19 protein-coding genes are annotated in these 20,935 nt (G+C 62.3%); 8 read left to right on the forward strand and 11 right to left on the reverse strand.

All coding sequences use genetic code 11. The features are described 5' to 3' along the window. Positions 1-68: 68 nt before the first annotated feature. A complete protein-coding gene (locus A3AY_RS0102390) occupies positions 69-785 on the forward strand; it encodes a WbqC family protein (RefSeq protein WP_040668069.1) in 717 nt (238 codons plus the stop codon). A 51-nt stretch (positions 786-836) separates the two neighbouring features. Here the strand turns inward: A3AY_RS0102390 and A3AY_RS0102395 are convergent, their stop codons facing one another. The 6 genes from A3AY_RS0102395 to A3AY_RS0102425 form a co-directional block, all read right to left on the reverse strand. Then, on the reverse strand, positions 837-1,376 hold the full coding sequence (locus tag A3AY_RS0102395; RefSeq protein ID WP_018324080.1) for a GNAT family N-acetyltransferase: 540 nt from the start codon (positions 1,374-1,376) through the stop codon (positions 837-839). Continuing rightward, positions 1,361-2,113, reverse strand: coding sequence for a cephalosporin hydroxylase family protein (locus tag A3AY_RS0102400; RefSeq protein ID WP_018324081.1), 753 nt, complete (start codon positions 2,111-2,113; stop codon positions 1,361-1,363). The genes A3AY_RS0102395 and A3AY_RS0102400 overlap by 16 nt, the downstream gene beginning before the upstream one ends. 69 nt (positions 2,114-2,182) lie before the next feature. Then, entirely contained in the window at positions 2,183-3,334 is a 1,152-nt protein-coding gene (locus A3AY_RS0102405) for a DegT/DnrJ/EryC1/StrS family aminotransferase (RefSeq protein ID WP_018324082.1), read from the reverse strand. Then, positions 3,331-4,458, reverse strand: a complete 1,128-nt coding sequence (locus A3AY_RS0102410) for a hypothetical protein (RefSeq protein WP_018324083.1) — start codon at positions 4,456-4,458, stop codon at positions 3,331-3,333. The genes A3AY_RS0102405 and A3AY_RS0102410 overlap by 4 nt, the downstream gene beginning before the upstream one ends. A 308-nt stretch (positions 4,459-4,766) precedes the next feature. Further along, positions 4,767-5,771: a cytochrome d ubiquinol oxidase subunit II gene (cydB, locus tag A3AY_RS0102420; protein ID WP_018324085.1), complete on the reverse strand. Its 1,005-nt coding sequence runs from the start codon at positions 5,769-5,771 to the stop codon at positions 4,767-4,769. Further along, entirely contained in the window at positions 5,761-7,191 is a 1,431-nt protein-coding gene (locus A3AY_RS0102425; protein ID WP_018324086.1) for a cytochrome ubiquinol oxidase subunit I, read from the reverse strand. Before A3AY_RS0102425 ends, cydB begins: the two co-directional genes overlap by 11 nt. A 452-nt stretch (positions 7,192-7,643) precedes the next feature. On the opposite strand from A3AY_RS0102425, the gene A3AY_RS36945 reads away from it, so the two are divergent. Next, positions 7,644-8,210, forward strand: a complete 567-nt coding sequence (locus A3AY_RS36945; protein WP_018324087.1) for a transglutaminase-like cysteine peptidase — start codon at positions 7,644-7,646, stop codon at positions 8,208-8,210. Positions 8,211-8,309: 99 nt separating this feature from the next. On the opposite strand, the gene A3AY_RS0102435 is transcribed toward A3AY_RS36945, so the two are convergent. From A3AY_RS0102435 to A3AY_RS0102455, 5 genes are all read right to left on the reverse strand, one after another. Further along, entirely contained in the window at positions 8,310-9,479 is a 1,170-nt protein-coding gene (locus A3AY_RS0102435) for a M20 aminoacylase family protein (RefSeq protein WP_018324088.1), read from the reverse strand. Between the two features lies 1 nt (position 9,480). Beyond that, positions 9,481-10,320, reverse strand: coding sequence for an ABC transporter permease (locus A3AY_RS0102440; protein ID WP_018324089.1), 840 nt, complete (start codon positions 10,318-10,320; stop codon positions 9,481-9,483). Next, entirely contained in the window at positions 10,317-11,042 is a 726-nt protein-coding gene (locus tag A3AY_RS0102445; RefSeq protein WP_018324090.1) for an ABC transporter permease, read from the reverse strand. The genes A3AY_RS0102440 and A3AY_RS0102445 overlap by 4 nt, the downstream gene beginning before the upstream one ends. A gap of 166 nt (positions 11,043-11,208) precedes the next feature. Beyond that, positions 11,209-11,991 (reverse strand): transporter substrate-binding domain-containing protein, encoded by a 783-nt coding sequence (locus A3AY_RS0102450; protein WP_018324091.1) that lies wholly within the window; start codon positions 11,989-11,991, stop codon positions 11,209-11,211. Between the two features lie 26 nt (positions 11,992-12,017). Beyond that, on the reverse strand, positions 12,018-12,791 hold the full coding sequence (locus tag A3AY_RS0102455; RefSeq protein ID WP_018324092.1) for an ABC transporter ATP-binding protein: 774 nt from the start codon (positions 12,789-12,791) through the stop codon (positions 12,018-12,020). A gap of 211 nt (positions 12,792-13,002) precedes the next feature. Between A3AY_RS0102455 and A3AY_RS0102460 the strand changes: the two genes are divergently transcribed. The 6 genes from A3AY_RS0102460 to secD all read left to right on the forward strand — a co-directional run bounded on the left by A3AY_RS0102460 (position 13,003) and on the right by secD (position 20,561). After that, a complete protein-coding gene (locus A3AY_RS0102460; protein ID WP_018324093.1) occupies positions 13,003-13,881 on the forward strand; it encodes a dimethylarginine dimethylaminohydrolase family protein in 879 nt (292 codons plus the stop codon). Beyond that, on the forward strand, positions 13,878-14,543 hold the full coding sequence (locus A3AY_RS0102465; RefSeq protein ID WP_018324094.1) for a TetR family transcriptional regulator C-terminal domain-containing protein: 666 nt from the start codon (positions 13,878-13,880) through the stop codon (positions 14,541-14,543). Before A3AY_RS0102460 ends, A3AY_RS0102465 begins: the two co-directional genes overlap by 4 nt. A gap of 19 nt (positions 14,544-14,562) precedes the next feature. Further along, positions 14,563-15,753, forward strand: a complete 1,191-nt coding sequence (locus A3AY_RS0102470) for a pyridoxal phosphate-dependent aminotransferase (protein ID WP_018324095.1) — start codon at positions 14,563-14,565, stop codon at positions 15,751-15,753. Between the two features lie 8 nt (positions 15,754-15,761). Beyond that, a complete protein-coding gene (locus A3AY_RS0102475) occupies positions 15,762-17,360 on the forward strand; it encodes a 5-guanidino-2-oxopentanoate decarboxylase (RefSeq protein WP_040668076.1) in 1,599 nt (532 codons plus the stop codon). Between the two features lie 134 nt (positions 17,361-17,494). Next, positions 17,495-17,923 (forward strand): hypothetical protein, encoded by a 429-nt coding sequence (locus A3AY_RS34380; RefSeq protein WP_018324097.1) that lies wholly within the window; start codon positions 17,495-17,497, stop codon positions 17,921-17,923. Between the two features lie 106 nt (positions 17,924-18,029). Then, positions 18,030-20,561 carry a protein translocase subunit SecD gene (gene secD, locus A3AY_RS0102485; protein ID WP_018324098.1) on the forward strand — a complete coding sequence of 844 codons (2,532 nt, stop codon included), beginning with the start codon at positions 18,030-18,032 and terminating at the stop codon, positions 20,559-20,561. The last annotated feature ends 374 nt before the right edge of the window (positions 20,562-20,935 follow it).

Here is a 20,935-nt window from a genome sequence, read left to right on the forward strand (position 1 = left end):
CTTCTAATGTCCGCAGAGAGGCGCCCGTGGCGGTGCTTGCGCGGCCTTTGGCAACGCTTGAATGGATCATGAGCCGCAATATCGTCATCTCGCAATCGATGTACTTTCCCTGGGTGGGCCTGCTTGAGCAGATCCGGCTCGCGGATGTCTTCGTGCACTATGACGACGTGCAGTATTCCAAGGGCAGCTTCAGCAACCGGGTCCAGGTCAAGGGTGTCAACGGCGTCAACTGGATGACGCTGCCGCTGCGCGACTACCATTTCGGCCAGCGCATTGACGAGGTCATGCTGGACGACAGGACCGACTGGCGCGGCAAGCATCGGGAAATCCTGCGACAAGCCTATCTGAAAGCGCCCTTCCGCGACGAAATGCTGGCGCTGGTGGACCGCGTCTTTACCCAGGCAGCGGCAACGGTCGCCGATATCTCGCGCCAGTCCATGCTCGCGCTTGCCGCCTATTTCGGCCTCGATCGTCCAACTTTCGTCTGTTCGACCTCTTTGCCCGTCCCGGGCTCAAGCAGCGAGCGTGTCTGCGAAATCGTTTCGCATCTAGAGGGCACGGTCTACATTACCGGCCATGGTGCACGGAATTATCTGAACCATGCCCTGTTCGAAGAGAAGGGCATTTCCGTCGAATACATGCAGTATGAGCGGACACCCTACCCGCAATTGAACGGCGACTTCACTCCCTATGTGACCGCGTTGGACCTGGTGGCCAATTGTGGTGTTGGGGGCGCACGAATGATCCATTCGGGGACGATCGGTTGGAAAGAGTTCATCCAGTAAGTGCAAGTCTGCTGAGGCAAGTATTTGGGAGGTTAACGGGTCTCATGCCCGCTATCCAATCAGAAGCCGCTCCAACAGCAGGACATTGTGTGTTTCGCCGTCGCGATCGCGGAAATGGTTTTCCAGGATGCCGACGAGCCGAAATCCGGCTGCGCGGTAGACCTTGAGCGCGACAAGATTGTCTTCCCGGACTTCCAGCAGAAGCTTTGACAAACCCAACTCGTCGGATGCAAGCTTCATCAAAAGTGCCACGGTGGCATGGCCGCCCCCGCGTCCGCGTGCGCCGCCTAACAGGGCGAGCCCGCCATAGCCGTGACGATTGCGGCGGTGAATCTGGCTGACTTGAACAAACCCAAGAGCCTCATGGGTCGTGGCGTCAGCGACAACCCGGAATGCGCCGTCGCTGCGCCGCCGCTCGATCCAGCTTTTCACCGCATTGTCGTCGGTCGCATCCGGGATCGCCATCAGCATCGCCTGGATCGTGGGATCTCGGCGAATGCTGGCGAGTACATCGAAGTCGGTATCCAGTGGCTGGCGAAGCACGATAAGATCGTCGCTACCCGCTGGCCTCCCGATCATTTGCGGATGCATCGCACGTATCCCCCAGGGGAACTGGAGAAGACCAATTTGCCATTGATGACATCATCAGGCTGGAAGCGGTCGGTTTCGCCAAGATACGTATTCAATGCGGTGAGTGGCTCGTCACCGGGATGCCAGATCTTGGAGCGCTTCGTCGGTGTTTGCGCCGCTTCCACACGCCCGAGCAGTGTGTCGGCAACGACGAGGAACTGCCCCTCGGTCACCAGCGGGCCGTAGTGGCGCAGCTCGTCGAGCACGTGATCGCGGCTGTGATCGCTGTCGAGAACGACCATGACGGAGGCGCCTGGGGGAATGGAAGCCTTCACCTTTGTCAGCGTTTCAGCCGCGGTCGACGGACCTTCGATCAGTTCGATCAACGGCGACATCGGGTGTGTTTCGATTGCCTCGCGATTATGGGCGCGGATTTCGATATCGACACCGACCACCTTGCCCTTGCCGATCAGCTGCAGCATGGCCGCCATCATGATCATCGAGCCGCCGCGTGCGACGCCGGTTTCGATGATGACGTCCGGTTTCGTTGCCCAGATGACTTCCTGCGTCGCCATGACGTCGGCCGGCATCTGGATGATCGGCACGCCGAGAAAGGACCAGAGATAGGAATAGTCGTATTTGTCGAGCGCAACGATGGTCTCGACGGACTGGCGAAATGCGTCGTTGTCCCTGCCAAGCGCCAGGCACATTTCCTGCTTGTGCGCTTCGAATTCCTGGCGATCGTCTTTGACTGTCATGTGATGGTGCGCCTTTGTCTTTCGGGATGGCGTTTCGCCGGTGGATGCGGCGGGCTAAGCGCCGTTGTTTCAAGCGGATTTCGCCAGGGGCGGTTCGCCGGCACGGCTGTCGATCAGACTGAGGATTACATCGGTCACGCGGCCGATCTCGTCCTCGGTCATATCGTGATAGCTCGGCAGATTGATGGCGCGTTCCGGGATGTCCCAGGCGTTCCGGTTACCGCGTTTTTCGGCGAACATCGGCAAGCTGGACAGCGGATGGAAGAAGATGCGGGCGTCTATATCGGCTTCGCTGAAAGCCTGCCGCAGCATGTCGCGGGTAATGCCCATGTCGCGGTCGAAGACCGCGGTCGGCATCCAGGCACCGTTCACCGTGCCCGCTGTCTCGGGGTTCAGGCTGATGCCGTGACAGGCTGCGAGCTTCCCGGCATAGCTTGCCAGGATTTCCCGTTTACGGGCAATGAGGCCTTCAATGCGCTCCAGCTGGCCGTAGCCGAGAGCAGCCTGGATGTTGGACATCTTGTACTTGAAGCCGAGTTCGTCGGGCCAGAACTGCTTCATCTGGCCACGGGCCCGGCCGTGATTGCTGAGCGTCAGGACCTTTTCGAAGAGACCGGTGTCGCTTGTGACGAACATGCCGCCTTCGCCGGTTGTCAGCGTCTTGGTGCCGTGAAACGAGAAGGTGCCGAATAGGCCCATCGATCCGGCGCGGCGATCGTGCCAGACCGAGCCGATCGCTTCGGCGGCATCCTCGATAATCGGGATGCCGTGGCGGCGGCCGATATCGAGCAGGCGGTCCATGTCGCAGAGGTTGCCGTAAATATGGGTAGCGATGATCGCCTTGGTCTTGGACGTGACATGGCGTTCCGCATCTGCCGGATCGATACACCAGCTGTCGGCCAGGATATCGACGAAAACCGGCGTTGCGCCGAGATGAACGATGGGTGCTGCCGTGGCGATCCAGTTGGTGTCGGCGAGGATCACCTGGTCGCCCGGGCCGATGCCGAGAGCTGCAAGGCCCATATGCATGGCACCGGTGCAGCTCGACGTGGCGATCGCGTGGCTGACATTGAGATGCTTGCGAAAGCCGTCTTCGAACCGGACGATATAGTCATAGCAGCGATCGCCCCAGCCGTTGGCGGCTGCGTCGGCAGCGTAGGCGACCTCAAGCTCGGTGATCGAGGGCTTGGTGTAGCAAATTCTCGGTTTCTTAGTGCTCATGCAGCTTTGCCGTCTTTGTCGCGCAAAGCGCCACCGCAGATCAGACCGATGGGAGCCATCATCTTCTTGGCGATCGCGTAGAATTCTGCCGGTGTCTGGGCTCCGCCAACGAAGCGGTCAATCAGCAGCGCGCCGTTATGCAGGCCGCGCCGTGTATCCTTTGCCCGCACTTCGTGGAATTCCGGACGAAAGAGCGGCGCCAGATGGCCGCCCTCGAACTCCGTCAGCGCAGCGAAATAGGCATTGCCCTTGTTCGTGTAGGAAGCCCGGTCGGTCTCCATCATGCAATCGATCACCAGTGCCCGCACGAATGCCTGGCCGCCGCCGGTCCAAGGGGTACCGAGTTCGCGCAACACATGAAACTGCGCTTCGGCCACGGCACCGGTGAGGCCAAGGCCGGCATGAAACGGGAAGTTCCAGGGGTGCAGCGGAGGTCGGGGGATGAAAGGCGTCGTGCTGATCACCGACATCGGCCTGGCGCTGAAGGCCAGCTCGTTGGCGAACAGCAGGACTTTGGCAGCCCATTCATATTGCGGCACCGGCGTGGACCAGTCCTGCGGTTCGGGCTGCTGCAGGATGGTATCCACCAGCGGGCGGCGAATGGCGGCGTGAAAGAGGCCGAACGGCATCTTCGGGCTGTTCAGGCTGCCTTCCCAGGTGAAGAAAGCCTTCAGCATAGCCGTCTTGTCGAGGGTACTGATGTGATAGCTTGTCGGGATCGCGACCGAGCTCGCCTTGCCCGGTTCCGCATGGGGATCGATCTGAAAGGCGTTCCAGGCAAGAGCATCCGTGCCCGGCGAGCTTGTTTCGAGAAAGGTGACCATGACGGACAGGTCGCTTTCGAGCATATCGCCGGGATTGACCAGCGTCACCCAGTCGCCCGCCGTCGCAGCGACCGCGTGGCGCCACAGAAGCTGGCGGGTCGTCTCTCGACCCGTATCGGCGATCCTGACGCGTCCATCGCTGGCCACCGCGCCGAGAAGCGCATCGGAAAGCGCAATATCCGCCGGTTTTGCCAGGACGATTTCAATGTCCGCGCTGCGATTTTCCAGAATGGCGGTCACGAGCGGCAGGGCATCCTGCGCGGCGGTTTCCACGGGGATGCAGATTGAGAGTTTGGTCATGGCTTGCCTCGTGCCTGTGGCGGTCCGTGCCGGACTGCCGCCGCGAGCAGCCAATCCGGAAATGGTCACATCAGCAGGCAAGTGACTTCTGCGCGGAGGAGGGTGCGGTCCTGTCTCCCGCTGGAAGCCATTGCCTGCTGACGTGTGATCGAGAGGTAGCGCAGGAAACTTGAGCGAGGCTTTGCAGTCGGCGCCTCACGCGCCGAGCGTGAGCTTGATGGCGAAGCCGACGATGCTGACCGTGGCGACGCCGAGCAGCCAGAGGCCGACGAACCACAGCAGTTTTTTCGGCAGGCCGTTCTCGGTCATCAGTGGTAACCCTCCTCGGGATCGACCTTTCCGCGGAAGACCCAATAGGCATAGACAGTGTAGATCAGGATGATCGGCACCAGTACGAGGGCGCCGACGAGCAGGAAGGAAAGGCTCGCGTCGGGCGCCGCCGCATCCCAGATGGTGACCGACGGCGGCACCATGAAGGGATAGAAGCTGATGCCGATGCCGGCGTAACCGAGCACGAACAGGCCGAGTGCTGCAAGGAAGGGTTGGGCGTCACGCTTGCCGCGGATGCCCGTCACGAGCAGAGCGAAGCACCCCAGCACCAGTGCCGGCACGATGACGCTGAATATGGCCGTCGGCCAGCCGAACCAGCGCTCCAGATATTGCGGCTTGAGGAACGGCGTCCAGAGGCTGACGATGCCCATGGCGGCGATGGTGGCAAAGCAGGTGCGCAGCGCAATCCTCCGGGCCTTTTCGGCAAGGGCGCCGGTGGTCTTCATGATCAGCCAGGTCGAGCCGAGCAGGGCATATCCGATCAGGATTGCGAAGCCTGTGGCGATGGAAAACGGCGTCAGCCAGTCCCACCAGCTGCCGGCATAGGCGCGGTTGACGACCGGGATGCCCTGAACGAGCGCACCGAGGGCGATGCCTTGCGAGAACGCCGCGAGCGCCGAACCGCCGGCAAAGGCCCAGTTCCACAGGAATTCACCGCGCTTGGTGCGCCAGCGATATTCGAAGGCGACGCCGCGGAAGATCAGGCCGAGCAGCATCGCGATGATCGGTGCGTACAGCGCCGGCAGGATGATCGAATAGGCCAGCGGAAAGACCGCCAGCAGGCCACCGCCGCCCAGCACCAGCCAGGTCTCGTTGCCGTCCCAGACGGGAGCGACGGAATTCATCATCACGTCGCGGTCGCGCTTTTCCGGAAAGAACGGAAAGAGGATGCCGATACCGAGATCGAAGCCGTCGAGGATGACATAGGCGAGCACGGCAAAGGCGATGATGGCGGCCCAGATGAACGGAAGATCAATGGCCATGATGCGTGCTCCTATGCGCACTTCCAGCATGTGCGCCGGCAGCGGGGCCGGGCATGATGCCTGAAGTCCTGATCGGCCCGTCTTCGAGATCGGGCATCGGATCGCGCGGCAGGCGCTTCATCAGCCGCAGGATGTAGAAGGTGCCGGCGCCGAAGACGAGGAAGTAGACGATGATGAAGGCGATCAGCGAGGCGGCGACGGCGGGTGCTGCGATCGGCGAGATCGAATTGGCCGTGAGCAACTGGCCGTAGATCGTATAGGGCTGGCGGCCGACCTCGGTGGTGATCCAGCCGGCGAGCACGGCAACGAACCCGGAAGGGCCCATCAAGACGGCGGCGCGATGCAGCCGGTCGCTACTGTCGAGCGTGCCTTTGGACCGACACCACAGGCTCCAGAGGCCGATGCCGAGCATGGCGAAACCGAGGCCGACCATGACGCGGAAGGACCAGAAGACCACGGCGACCGGCGGATGGAGGTTCTCCGGGATGGTGTCGAGGCCGGAAAGCGGCGCATCCAGGTCGTGCTTCAGGATCAGGCTGGAGAGCTTCGGGATCTCGATCGCATAATCGACCCGCTTTTCGGCCGAATTGGGCAGGCCGAACAGGATCAGCGGCGCGCCTTGCAGATGGCTCTGGTAGTGGCCTTCCATCGCCATCACCTTGGCCGGCTGGTGTTCCAGCGTGTTGAGGCCGTGGAAGTCGCCGGCGAGAATCTGGATCGGGGCGACGATCGTCGCCATCCACATGGCCATCGAGAACATGGTGCGCGAGCGGCGGGGTGCCGTGTTTTTGAGGAGGTGCCAGGCCCCGACTGCGCCGACGACGAAGGCGGTGGTGAGATAGGCGGCAAGCACCATGTGGACGAGGCGGTAGGGGAAGGATGGGTTGAAGATGACCTTCCACCAGTCGATCGGAATGAACTGCCCAGCCTCGTTCACGCCGAAGCCTGCAGGCGTCTGCATCCACGAGTTCACGGCAAGGATCCAGGTGGCCGAGATCAGCGTGCCGAAGGCGACCATGAAGGTGGCAAGGAAATGCAGCCTCGGACCGACCCGATGCAGGCCGAAGAGCATTACGCCGAGGAAGCCGGCTTCGAGGAAGAAGGCCGTCAGCACCTCGTAGCCCATCAGCGGCCCGATGACGGGCCCTGCCTTGTCGGAAAAGACGCTCCAGTTGGTGCCGAACTGGTAAGACATGACGATGCCCGAGACGACGCCCATGCCGAAGGCGACCGCGAAGATCGTCTTCCAGAAATTGAACAGGTCCATGTAGACCTGGTCCTTCTTCCACAGCCACAACGCTTCGAGCACCGCGAGATAGCTCGCAAGGCCGATGGAGAAGGCCGGGAAGATGATGTGAAACGACACGGTGAAGGCAAACTGGATACGAGCGAGCAACGTCGCGTCAAAGCTGTCGAACACGGCACAATCCTTTCGAGGGTGGTCGCCGTCACTTGCCTCTCGGCCCGCTCTGGCCTGGCGGATATGCGCGGCGCCTGAACCCTTGAGACATAATCTGCGGCAGCGGTGCGAAAGGTCAATGACAGGGCTGCAACCATAGTGTCACACTGCGACAATCTCTCGCCTGCGGCATAGTTGCCTCCGTCATTTGCCTGCGGCGATCGTTCACATTTTCATCAACTACACGCGTGTTTTGAATCTGATTTTCTTAAAAATGCGAGTTGCGTAAAATTGTAGATATCGGCTTAAGCGGCCCGCAAACTGTCATCCCTATGGTCGTCCTATCGGAGAACGAAACCCGCCAAACGGTTCCGCTGCATGATGCGCTTCCCCGCCGCCCGGAATGAATCCGGCACATAAGACCGACGCTGTCCGGACAGGGACAGGCGAGGAACAAAACCAGGGACAGGGTCATGTTGAAACGAATCTCCATTGCGATCCTCATGTCGGTCGGCATCGCCGGAGCGGCCGTGGCGCCGTCGCAAGCCATGAGCATTTCCTCCGCCGCTCGCTCCATCAGCGCTTCCATGCCGGTGCGCACCATCGAGTTCAGCGAGCGGGCAACGCTTTCCAGCCAGCTCTTCTGCCTGCAATACGGCAATGACTGCCGCGCCTCGGGCCGCAGCGTCGTTGCCTATACGAGCAAGCTGCGCACGGTGCTGGCTTCGGTCAACCGGACCGTCAACCGCGTCATGCCGGATATCCGCGCGCGCCGCGAATTCCTCTCTTTCAATCCGCTGCCGGGCGCCGGCGACGATCATGCGATGATGAAGCGCAGCCAGCTGATCCGTGCCGGCCTGCCGGCGGGCGCCATGCGCGTCGCCAGCGTCTCGACGCCGGAGCGCCGCAGCCATTCCGTGCTGATCGTCGCGACGTCGTCCGGCGAGTTCGTTCTCGATCACCGCCAGGCGTCGGTGATGAAGCGCCGCGACACCGGCTACAGCTTCGCCGGGTTGCGCCCGGTCCGCTTCTTCGACTGACAGCTGTCCCGCTGAGCAAGCAGCAGCTTCGATCCTGATTTTTGCCCAAGACTGTCCCGACTTGCCGCAGGAATGTCCCTTCCTGCGGCCTTTTTCGTCTTATGTGCGGGTGAGATAGGCTTCTGCCAGTTCGGTCCAGAAGGCGGCGCCGATCGGCAGCAGGTCGTCGTTGAAATTATAGGCTGGGTGATGCAGCGGCTTTTCGTTGGTGGATGTCGCCGAGCCGAGGTAGAAATAGCTGCCCGGTCTTGCCTGCAGCATGTAGGCGAAGTCCTCGCTGCCCATATAGGGGCGGGGGAGCTCGATGACCTTGTCGGCACCGGCGAAGCGCAGGGCAAGGTCACGGACGAAATCGGTCTCTGCCTTGTGGTTGATCGTCGCGTCGTAGCTGCGCTGGTAATCGACTGTCGCGGTCATGCCGAAGCTCGTTGCCTGGTTTTCGGCGACGAGGTGAATGCGGCGTTCCAGTTCGTCGCGCACCTTCGGATCGAAGGAGCGGATGCCGATGACGATCTCGGCGCGTGCGGGAATGATGTTGCTGGCCGAGCCGCTGTGGAAGGAGCCGACGGTGACGACGGATGGATCCATCGGGTGGATATTGCGCGAGACGATCGATTGCAGCGCCATGACGATCGAGGCGCCGCAGACGATCGGGTCGGCGGTGTCTTGCGGTTCGGCGCCGTGGCCGCCGCGGCCGTGAACCGTGATCTTGCATTCATCGACGGCCGCCATGACCGGGCCTGCGCGGAAGGCGAAGTGGCCGAAGGGCAGGCCGGGATCGTTGTGAAGCGCGAAGACGGCGTCGCAGGGGAATTTTTCAAACAGGCCGTCGTCCATCATGAGCTTGGCGCCGCCGAAATTCTCCTCGGCCGGCTGGAAGATGAGACGCACGGTGCCGTCGAAATTCTTGCGCTCGGCAATGGCGCGCGCCGCGCCAAGCAGCATGGCCGTGTGCCCGTCATGGCCGCAGGCATGCATGAGGCCCGGGGTTTTCGAGGCATAGTCGAGCCCGGTTTCCTCGAAGATCGGCAGGGCGTCCATATCGGCGCGGATACCGATCGATCGGTTGCTGGCGCCGTTCTTCAGCGTGGCGACCAGCCCGGTCTTGGCAAGGCCGCGCGTGACGGTGTAGCCGAGCCCCTCCAGACAGGTCGCGACGAAATTCGAGGTGCGAACTTCCTCCAGCCCCAGTTCCGGATGGGCGTGCAGATCGTGGCGGATGGCGACCAGCTCCGGCATGGAGTTGGCGAGGGTAACGTTCAAGGTCATGTCAGGCACCACGGGTCGGTATGCGGTTTTCAAGGTGGCGGAAAGCGACGACAAGAATGCCGGTCAGGCACATGTAGATCAGCGCAAGAAGCAGAAGCGGCTCATAGGTGATGTAGGTGTCCTGCCGCACCTTGGAGATGACGGCGTAGACGTCGATAACCGTAATGGTGGCAACGAGTGGCGTAGCCTTCAACTGTAATACGGTCTCGCCGTTCAGCGTCGGCAGGGCGCGGTGGATGGCGCGTGGCAGCCAGATGCGGCGAAACAGCGTCCAGCGGCTCATGCCGTAGGCACGGGCGGCTTCGAGCTCGCCGGAGGGCACTCCGGCAAAGGCGCCGCGCATGACTTCGCCTTCGTAAGCCGCAAAGGAGATCGTCAGGGCGGCGACGCCGTAGGGCCAGGATTCACGCAAATAGGGCCAGAGGAAGGAATGGCGGATCGCCGGAAACTGCGGGAACAGCGAGCCGAGGCCGTAATAGAGAAGCCAGAGCTGCAGAAGCAGCGGCGTGCCCCGAATGATCGTGCAGAAGCCGCTGGCCAGCGTCTTCAATGGCCAGGGACCGGTCACCTGCACCAGCCCGAGCGGCACGGCGAGCAGGAAGCCGAGGATCGAAGTGCTGAACAGCATGGCGAGGGTGACGACAATGCCATGGCCGAGCCGCGGCAGATATTGCGGCAGCCAGTCCCAGCGCATGAACCAGACGACGCAGAAGACGAGGGCAGCGGCAATGAGGAGAAGCACGATGCGGTGCGGCTTGAAGAAGCTGCCGGCGGTCGGCAGGTCTTCCGGCAGGATCGCCATGGCATGGGTGGTGACATCGGGAGGCGTGGCGTCGGTCATGCCTGCTCCACGAAACCACGCCGGGAATGGCGCTCGATGATTTTTATGAAGACATTCGAAACAAGCGTCAGCGCCAGGTAGAGGGCACCGGCGGCACAGAAGAACAGGACATAGGCCTTTGTGGCGCCTGCCGCCTGTCGGGTGACGAGCGTCAGTTCTGAGAAGCCGACGACGGCAAGCAAGGCGGTATCCTTGGTGGCGATCAGCCAGAGATTGGAAAGACCGGGGATCGCATAGGGCAGCATGGCCGGCAGGGTGACGCGCGTCATGACCTTGAATGGCGACATGCCATAGGCGCGGGCGGCTTCGATCTGTCCGGCCGGCACGGCCTTGATCGCGCCGCGCAGGACTTCGGTGGAATAGGCGCCCTGAACGACGCCGATGACGAAGATGCCGGCGGCAAGGCCGCTGATATCGACGGTGCCGATGCCGACCAGGTTGAGCACGTGATTGAGGGCGTCGGTGCCGGCGTAATAGAGCAGGAGTATGAGGACGAGTTCAGGCACGGCCCGGACGATCGTCGTGTAGCATTCCATAAGATCGCGCAGGATTGGCCCGCCATAGAGCTTGCCGAAGGCGCCGCAGACGCCGAGGGCGAGGCCAAACGCGTAGCCGCCGATGGCGATCTGGATCGAATTCAACAGGCCCCGCAGCAGCACGCCGCCCCAGCCGGGCGGTTCGAGCGCGAGAAGACCCCAGTTTATGAACGAGTCGACTGCCATTGACCTCAATCTTCGCGCACGTGTTTGCCCTCACCCTAGTCCTCTCCCCGCAGGCGGGGAGAGGGGATGTCGGCGTTTGCGGGTTGTCCCTGCGTCCCGTTTACGGGGAGAAGGTGGCCGGCAGGCCGGATGAGGGGCCCGCGTTAACAACCGTCACTGAGCTCTGTTACCCGCCGTAGATGTCGAAATCGAAATACTTTTTGGAGAAGGTGTTGTAGGTGCCGTTTTCGCGGATCGCCTTGATCGCGGCGTTGAGCTTGCCCTTCAACTCGCCCTCACCCTTGCGCAATCCGATGCCGACACCGGCGCCGAGAATGGCCGGATCGTCCTTGACGTTGCCTTTCATGTCGCAGCAGTCCTGGCCCTGGTCGCTCTTGAGGAAGGCATCGAGCGCGATCGCGTCGGCCTGCACGGCATCGATGCGGCCGGCGGCAAGGTCGTTGTTGGCTTCGTCCTGCGTCTGGTATTCCTTCACCGTCGCGCCGTTCTCGCCGAAATACTTGTTGGCGTAGTCCTGATGGACGGTCGAGACCTGGACGCCGATCGTCTTGCCCTTCAGACCTTCCGGCGTCGCCTCGAAGGTTTCGCCCTTGGCGCCGATGACACCGGTCGGGGTGTTGTAATATTTGTCAGAGAAATCGATGGTCTTCAGACGCTCCTCGGTGATCGACATCGAGCCGATGATGATGTCGATCTTCTTCGAGGTCAGTGCTGGAATGATGCCGTCCCAGGCGACGGGCGTGATCACGCAGTCGAGCTTGGCCTCGGCGCAGACCGCTTTCTGGAATTCCACTTCCCAGCCTTCCCAGTTGCCGGAGGCATCAGGCGAGGTAAAGGGCGGATAGGGCTCGGCGGCAAAGCCGACCTTCACGGGTTCGGCCGAAGCGGCACCGGCGGCAGCGATGCCGAGAGCGAGCGATAATGCGATGGTCTTGAGCATCTGTTGCATGCTGTTTCCCTTATGGTTGTTAGGCACTAGTGGATTGAGCTGATGAACTTTTTCAGGCGTTCCGACCGGGGATTGCCGAAGATTTCGTCCGGCGATCCCTGTTCCTCGATGACGCCATCGGCCAGAAAGACGATGTGATTGGCGACATTGCGCGCGAACTTCATTTCATGGGTGACGAGGATCATCGTGCGCTTTTCCCGGGCCAAGTCGCCGATGACGGTCAGCACTTCGCCGACCAGCTGCGGATCGAGCGCCGAGGTCGGCTCGTCGAACAGCATGACGAGCGGCTGGATCGCCAAGGCCCGCGCGATCGCCGCGCGCTGCTGCTGGCCGCCGGACAGGAAGGCCGGATAGGCATCGCGCTTCTCGAACAGGCCAACGCGGCGCAGAAGCGCCTCGGCCGTTTCGATCGCCTCGTCCTTCGATTTGCCGAGCACGTGGACCGGAACCTCGATGACGTTCTGGAGGATGGTCATGTGCTGCCAGAGATTGAAGCTCTGGAAGACCATGCCGAGCTGGGTGCGCAGCCGCTGGACCTGTTTGCGGTCCGACGGCATGAGGCCACCATGGCCGTCCTTCTTCATGGCGATGGTTTCGCCATGGATCGTCACCGAGCCGGATGTCGGCAATTCGAGCATGTTGATACAGCGCAGGAAGGTCGACTTGCCCGAACCGCTGCCACCGATGATGGCGATGACATCGCCCTCATGTGCCGTCAGTGAAACACCCTTGAGCACCTCGAGCGGCCCGAAGCGTTTGTGGAGGTTTGTAACCGCAATCGCCTGGGCTGGTTTCGTCATGAAAAATCTGCCCCGATGAGGCAGAGAGCCGGTGTCGAACGCATGAAAACAGTTCCCCTGATTTTCTTTTCGTGCGGCATTTTTGCCTGTCACGCTGTTCCATGGAGGCCATCGTGGCACTTGTGCGGAAATTATTCAACCGTATAATAACTCCGACGCTGCATTTTCTGGCAGCCCCGCCACATGATCAAAATTCCAAGAGGAGTAGACGATGACGGCTTATGGTTCGCAGGAGATGTCGGCCAATCTGATGCGCGTGCTGATGCGTCGGCCGGGTGCGAGCCTTGCTTCTGCCGATCCGGTGAAGTGGCACTATGGTCCGACATTCGATGGCGAGAAGGCGGTGCGCCAGTATCATGAATTCGCAAGCCTGGTGGAAAAGTCCGGTGCTGAAATCCTCTGGCTGGAGGACAAGGGTGATGGGCTTGCGGACGCGATGTTCACCCATGATCCGTCGCTGATGTCGGATCATGGCGCCATCCTGCTGCGCATGGGCAAGCCGTTGCGTGAAAAGGAAACGGCGCTGCACGAGGCAGCCTACAAGAAGGCCGGCATTCCGATCCTCGGCCGCATCGAATCTCCCGGCACGGTCGAAGGCGGCGATTGCATCTGGCTCGATGCCGAGACGCTGATCGTCGGCCGCGGCGTGCGCACCAACGAGGAGGGCATTGCCCAACTCTCGGAAATGCTCGAGCCGCACGGCATTACCGTTCTCGGCTACGACCTGCCGCTCTGGCACGGCGAGGAAGCCTGCCTGCATCTGATGTCGGTGATGAGCCCGCTGTCGCGCGACCTGGCACTGGTCTTTGCGCCGCTGCTGCCGGCATCCTTCTACCAGTTGCTGAAGGAGTGGGGCATCACCCTGATCCAGGCGCCGGCCGACGAATTCCATGCCAGCAACGGGCTCAGCCTCAACGTGCTGCCGGTCCGTCCGAACGAGGTGATCATGGTTGCGGGTTTCCCCAAGACCAAGGCGGCGATGGAAGCCGCAGGCTGCAAGGTCGAGACCTTCGAGGCCGACGCGCTCTGCATCGCCTGCGAGGGCGGCCCGACCTGCCTGACAAGGCCGGTCCTCAGGCGGGCTGCATGAACCGCCGGACGTTCCATCGCGCGCCGGAGGGAGAGCGCCGGCAGGAACTGATCCGGGCGACGCTCGATACGATCGCCGCGCTTGGGCTCAGGGCCGCGACGGTGCGCGCGATCGCCATCCGGGCAGGCGTGACGGCGGGGCTGGTCCGTCACTATTTTGATTCGAAGGATCAGATGGTGGCCGAGGCCTATCGCTTCATGCTGACGACATTCGCGGCCAAGGCGGCGGACATTGCCGGTGATCCGAGAACGCGGCTGAGAAAATTCATCACGCTCAATCTCACCGCGCCGGTCGCCGACAGTCACAGCCTGTCGCTATGGGCGTCCTTCATCAGCCAGGTGCGGGTGGACCCGGAACTCGCCGCGATCCACCGCGACGGCTATCTTGGCTTTCGCAACGACCTGCAGGGGCTGATCCGCGATTTTCTCGAAGCGGAAGGAAGGCCGGCCGGTGAAGCGGACTGCCGCCGCCATGCGATTGCCATCAACGGCATGATAGACGGGCTGTGGCTTGAGGGATGCCTTGCGGGCGAACTCTTCGAGGAAGCCGAACTGGTGGCAATCGCGCTGTCGTCGATCGAGGCGCTGCTCGGCCTGCCGCTCGGCCCGGACGACGAGACAAAAACCGTGCTGGAACGGGCCGGCGACGCGACAACAGCTTGATTTGGGGCAGGAGACAGCCATGCGTTACTCATCGATCACCGACCGTCTGGCCGATCTCGGCTCGGAGAAATGGGCGCTGCATATCCACGCACGGCAGATGCAGGCGAGCGGAACCGAAATCATTCAGCTGACCATCGGCGAGCCCGACATGCCGCCGGATGCATCGTTGCTTGCCGAGGCGCAGCGGGCGATGAATGCGGGACGCTATCGCTATTCCAACGGTCGCGGCGAGCCATCGGTGGTTAGCGCGTTGACGGCACGCTACGCCAGGCGGCGCCCGGACGTGACGGCGGAAAACGTGCTGTGTTTTCCCGGCACGCAGACGGCGCTGTTTGCCGTGATGCTCGGCCTCGTCGAAGCGGGTGACGGCGTGCTGGTCGGCGATCCGCTCTATGCCACCTATGACGGTGTTATCCAGTCGACGGGCGCGCACCGCGTCACGGTGCCGCTGAAGCCCGAGCACGGTTTCCACATGCAGGCGGCCGATCTCGAAAAGGCGGTGACCCCGGCCTGCCGGGTGCTTCTGCTCAACACCCCGCACAATCCGACGGGCGCGGTGCTGACGGTTGAGGAGATCGCAGCCATTGGCGACGTCTGCCGCAGGCACGACCTCTGGATCGTCTGCGACGAGGTCTATGAGGAATTGATCCTCAGCGGCACGTTTGCCTCGCCCTTCGACAATCCGGACCTTGCCGAACGGACGATCGTCGTTTCGTCGATTTCAAAATCGCACGCCGCACCGGGCTTCCGCAGCGGCTGGGCGATCGGCCCGGCGGACTTCGCCAATCGGCTGCTGCCGGTGTCCGAAACCATGTTGTTCGGCGTCCAGCCCTTCATTGCCGACATGACGGCCTATGCGCTGACCCACGAGATCGGCACGGCTGCCGCCATGCGTACCGCCTACAAGGCGCGGGCCGACCGGATCGTGCAGGGACTTCAGAACGTGCCCGGGATCGTGCCGCTGCCGCCGGAAGCCGGCATGTTCATCCTCGTCGATGTGGCCGGCACCGGCCTGACGGGTGATGCCTTCGCCTGGAGGCTGCTCGAGGAAGAGCATGTGGCGGTCATGCCGGGAGCGTCCTTCGGCAAGGAGGCAACATACTTCATCCGGGTCAGCCTGACGGTACCGGATACGGCGATCGATAAAGCCTGCGGACGCATCACAAGGCTGGCGATCCGCCTTCTTTCGCCCAGGGAGCGCCGCGCGTGACCGAAACGATGAGGACTGTCGGCGAGGTGCTGGTCGATCTGCTCGAAGCCAATGGGGTCGAAGTCGTTTTCGGCATTCCGGGCGTGCACACCGTCGAGCTCTATCGCGGCCTTGCCGCCTCGAAGATCCGCCATGTGACGCCGCGCCACGAGCAGGGTGCGGGCTTCATGGCAGACGGTTATGCGCGCGTCAGCGGCAAGCCGGGCGTTGCCCTGGTCATCACCGGGCCGGGGCTCACCAACACCATCACGGCGATGGCGCAGGCGCGACAGGATTCCATTCCGATGCTGGTGATCTCCGGTGTCAACCGGCGGGATTCGCTCGGCCACGGCCGCGGCCTGCTGCACGAGTTGCCGGACCAGCACGGCATGATCAAGACGCTGGCGCTCTATTCGCAGACGTTGCTCAATCCGGCTGATCTCGCGTCCGTCGTCGAGCGCGCCTTTGCCATCCTCACCTCTGGCCGCCCGGGGCCGGTGCATATCGAAATCCCGACCGACGTGATGAGCGCTTCGATTGCGATCCCTGCTCTGCGCAAGGCGACTGCCACTCGGCCGCGGGCCGACGCCGAGACCCTGCAGAAGGCGGCCATCCTGTGCGGTGATGCGCAGCGCCCTGTCATCATCTGCGGCGGTGGCGCGATCACGGCGGAGGCGGAGATAAAGGAACTGGCCGAACGCATTGGTGCGCCGGTGGTCATGACCGTCAATGCGCGCGGCATGCTGGCGGGCCATTCGCTGCGGGTGCCGGCGAGCCCGAGCCTGAAGGCCGTGCGATCGCTGATTTCCGACGCGGATCTGGTGATCGCGCTCGGCACCGAAATGGGCCAGACCGACTACGACATGTATGCCGACGGCGGCTTTCCGATCCTCGGCAATCTGATCAGGACCGATATCGACGCCGCCCAGCTGGCGCGCGGCCCGCATGCGGCGCTGTCGATCCTGTCGGGCGCAAAGGCTGCGACGGCCGGCATGCTGGTGTTCCTGACGGCGAAGCCTGCCGTCAAGGGCAAGGAGCGGGCGGCGGCAACACGCAAGGCGGCGTTGGCCGAACTGACGGCGAAGATGCGCACGGAGATGGCCGTCATCGATGCCATCTATCACGCCCTGCCGGACTGCACGATCGTCGGCGATTCGACCCAGGCCGTCTATGCCGGCAATCTCTATTGCGATGCGCCGCGCGCCAAATCCTGGTTCAACTCGGCGACCGGCTTCGGTGCGCTCGGCTATGCGCCGCCGGCATCTGTTGGCGCTGCCGTGGCTGATCCCGGAAGACCCGTCGTCTGTCTCGTCGGTGACGGCGGCATCCAGTTTTCGCTGGCCGAACTCGGTTCGGCGGCGGATGCCGGTGCCGATGTGATCTTCCTCGTCTGGAACAATGACGGCTATCAGGAGATCGAAAGCTACATGGTCGAGGCCGGGATCACGCCCGAGGGCGTCAGGCCGTCGGCGCCGGATTTCCTGCTTGCGGCCGGGGCCTATGGCGTGCCGGCCGTGCGGCTTTCCAAGGCCGGCGATCTTGTCGCAGCGCTGGTCGAGGCACGCAAACGCGGCGGTCCGTCGTTGATCGAAATACATCAGACGCGAACGGCGGGTGTGACGGCGTGAGGATGTTCAATCGCGGCACCGGGTGGTAAGATTTGACTTTGGCCACGTCTGGTGGTTTTTAAGCCCGCTTGCGCGCTGAATCGGCGCGCGGTCCGGCGATTTGCAGTGAAAACCTGCCGCCAACGGAAAGGACGATGTCCTTGATGGGCACGAACAGCAACAGGATCGATCGCAGCCAGGCAGGCAAGCTTTTTGCGGTGCTCTGGATTCTGGCGGCCGCACTTGCCATGCAATTCGTCGCCTCGGCACAGATATTCTCATCACGCTTTTCCGCGCAGCAGAGCGCCGGCAATTTCTCGATTCCCGAAAGCGGCACGTCCGACACGACGCTGTCGCGGCAGGTGATACGTGCTTTTCCCGTCGCCGACCTTCGGTTCATGGCGGATCGATCGGACGGCAAGGCGTCACCCGGCGGGCCCGGGCCGTTTGTCTTGCCGACGCCGGCCTTCGTTTCAGCCGCAGCTTACGGCAGCATGCCCATCATCGCTTTTACCGGCGCGGCGATACCTGGGACACTGGGCCTCGCGACCCGCGTTCGCGGCCCCCCGGCGTTCAGCGCCTGATTGCTGCCCTCGCAGGCAGTTTGCGCGTCAGCGCGTCTTCTTTTTATTCATCACCCTGTTGTCCCGGGCCTTGCCGGAGGGACGCGGGCTATAATGGAAACTCAACATGCGCACTTCGAAATGGGCCGTCCTGGCCTATGTCGCGATTATCCTCTTCGGGATACTCGCGGCGCTTCCAAACGTCTTGCCGGTAGCTGTGCAACAGCAATATGCCGCCTTCCTGCCGGTCAACCCGGTTACGCTCGGCCTTGACCTGAAGGGCGGCTCGCATCTGGTTCTCGAAGTCGATGCGGCCGGCCTGCGCAAGGCGCGGCTGAACACGCTGCTCGACGATATCCGCGGCGCGCTTCGTGCCGAGCGGGTGCCGACCTCTTCGGCCCGCATCGCCGGCGACTCGATCGCCGTCAAGATCGCCGATCAGGCGGATCGCGACAAAGTTCTGCCGAAGATCCAGGAACTGGCTATACCGGTCGGCACTCTCGGCTTCGGCACGGCGAGTTCCGATATCGAGGTCGCGACGGCCGACGACACGATCACGGTGAAACTGACGGAGGCTGGTCTCAGCGAACGCATGACCGCGGCCGTCGACCAGAGCCTCGAGATCATCCGCCGCCGTGTAGACCAGGTCGGTGTCGCCGAACCGCTGATCCAGCGCGTCGGTTCCGACCGTATTCTGGTCCAACTGCCCGGCCTGCAGGACCCGACCCGCCTTCGCCAGCTTCTCGGCTCGACCGCGCAGATGAGCTTCCATATGGTCGACACCTCGGTCGATCCGAACACGACGACGCCGCCGCGCGGCGTCGACATCCTGCCGGGCGCCAACGACGGCGCCAAATATGCGGTTGAAAGCCGTGTCGCCATTTCCGGCGAGCGTCTTGCCGATGCCAAGGCCGGATTCAACCAGCAGACCAACGAACCGATCGTTTCCTTCACCTTCGACAGCCAGGGTGCGCGGCAGTTCGCCGAAATCACCCGCGACAATGTCGGCCTGCCTTTCGCGATCGTGCTTGACGGCAAGGTCCTGACGGCGCCGCGCATCAACGAACCGATCCCGGGCGGCCAGGGCCAGATCAGCGGCAATTTCACTGCCCAGGAAGCAACCGTTCTTTCGGCTCTGTTGCGCTCCGGCGCCCTGCCGGCACCGCTCACCATCATCGAAGAGCGCTCCGTCGGTCCGAACCTCGGCTCGGATTCGATCCGCATGGGCATTTATACCGGTCTGGCCGGCTTTGCCCTCGTCGTCTCGCTGATGGTCGTCCTTTATGGCGCCTGGGGGATGATCGCCAATGTCGGTCTGCTGCTGCACACCATCCTGACGATCGGCGTGCTCGGCATGCTCGGCTCGACGCTGACGCTGCCCGGTATCGCCGGTATCATCCTGGGTATCGGTATGGCGGTTGACGCCAACATCCTGATCAACGCCCGTATCCGAGAGGAAACGGAAGGCGGGGCGGGGGCGATGAAGGCGCTCGATATCGGCTTCAACAAGGCCTATGCGACCATCATCGACAGTAACGTCACGACGCTTTCGGGTACCATCCTGCTCTTCATGTTCGGCACCGGCCCGGTCCGCGGCTTTGCCGTCACGATGATGCTCGGCATCGTCATCTCGATGTTCACGTCGGTGACCGTTGTTCGCCTGCTGATGCGCGAAGTCGTCGTGCGCCGGAAGATGAAGAAGCTCGAGATCCCGTCGCTGTTCGGCGGCGTGCCGCATCTGCCGAAGATTTCCTTCATGAAGGGCCGCTACGTCGCCATCGGCATGTCGGCCTTCCTGTCGCTGAGCTCGGTCGTCCTGTTCTTCACGCCTGGCCTCAACTACGGCATCGACTTCTCCGGTGGCATCCAGGTGGAGACGACGTCCAAGAGCAAGCTGGAACTGGCAACCCTGCGTCACGAGCTCGAAGGGCTGAACATCGGTGAGGTGGCCCTGCAGGAATTCGGCCAGGGGCAATCGGTCCTGATCCGCGTCCAGCGTCAGCCGGGCGGCGAGCAGGAGCAGACGGTTGCGCTCAACAAGATCAAGGATACGGTCGCCAAGGTCGTGCCGGATGCGAGCTTCGAACGCACCGAAGTCGTCGGCCCGACGATCTCGGCGGAACTCGCCCGCTCGGGCTTCCTCGCCGTCGCACTCGCGATGCTGGCGATCCTGTTCTACATCTGGTGGCGGTTCGAATGGCACTTTGCCGTCGGCGCCATCGCGGTGCTGCTTCTCGACATCACCAAGACGATCGGCTTTTTCGCGTTGACCGGGATCGACTTCAACCTGACGGCCATCGCCGCTCTTCTGACGATGATCGGCTATTCGGTGAACGACAAAGTGGTGGTCTACGACCGCATGCGTGAAAACCTGCGCAAGTACAAGTCGATGCCGTTCTCCGAGCTGATCGACATGTCGATCAACCAGGTGATCGCGCGATGCATCTTCACCTCGATGGCGACGGCGCTGTCGCTGGTGCCGATGGCGATCTGGGGCGGCGACGCCGTCAAGAGCTTCGCCTGGCCGATGATCTTCGGCGTGATCGTCGCAACCACCTCGTCGATCTATATCGGCGGCCCGATCCTGCTCTTCCTCAGCCGCTGGTGGAAGGATCGCGAAGCGACGCGCTCGCCAGGGATCGAAACTGCGAAGAGTTGATCGCTTTTAATCGAAAAGATCAAAAGGGCGGCCCCGGCTGCCCTTTTTTTGTCCCACCGGGCACCTACATAGTCTCCACGAATGGACGAGAGGAATGCTCCGACGTTAGATTTCCATCCTTCAAGGCTGCAGTTTTTGAACATAATCTGCTGCATGTTATGGAAATTGCGAACGAAAGAGTATTATTTTCCGAAACTCACCAATTGTAATTGACTAAATTGGTGGTCTATTCTACTTTTTGATCATCCGCTGTCGGTTGAACCGAAGCGGTCGTCTGTAACTTGCCCCGGAAAACGCCAACCGGGTCCTAGCCGAAGGAGAGAGCCATGTTTGCCAATGCCCGCATCGCCGTCTTCCACGGCACGCGTTCCTAT

Source organism: Rhizobium giardinii bv. giardinii H152, assembly GCF_000379605.1.
Taxonomy (GTDB): Bacteria; Pseudomonadota; Alphaproteobacteria; order Rhizobiales; family Rhizobiaceae; genus Pararhizobium; species Pararhizobium giardinii.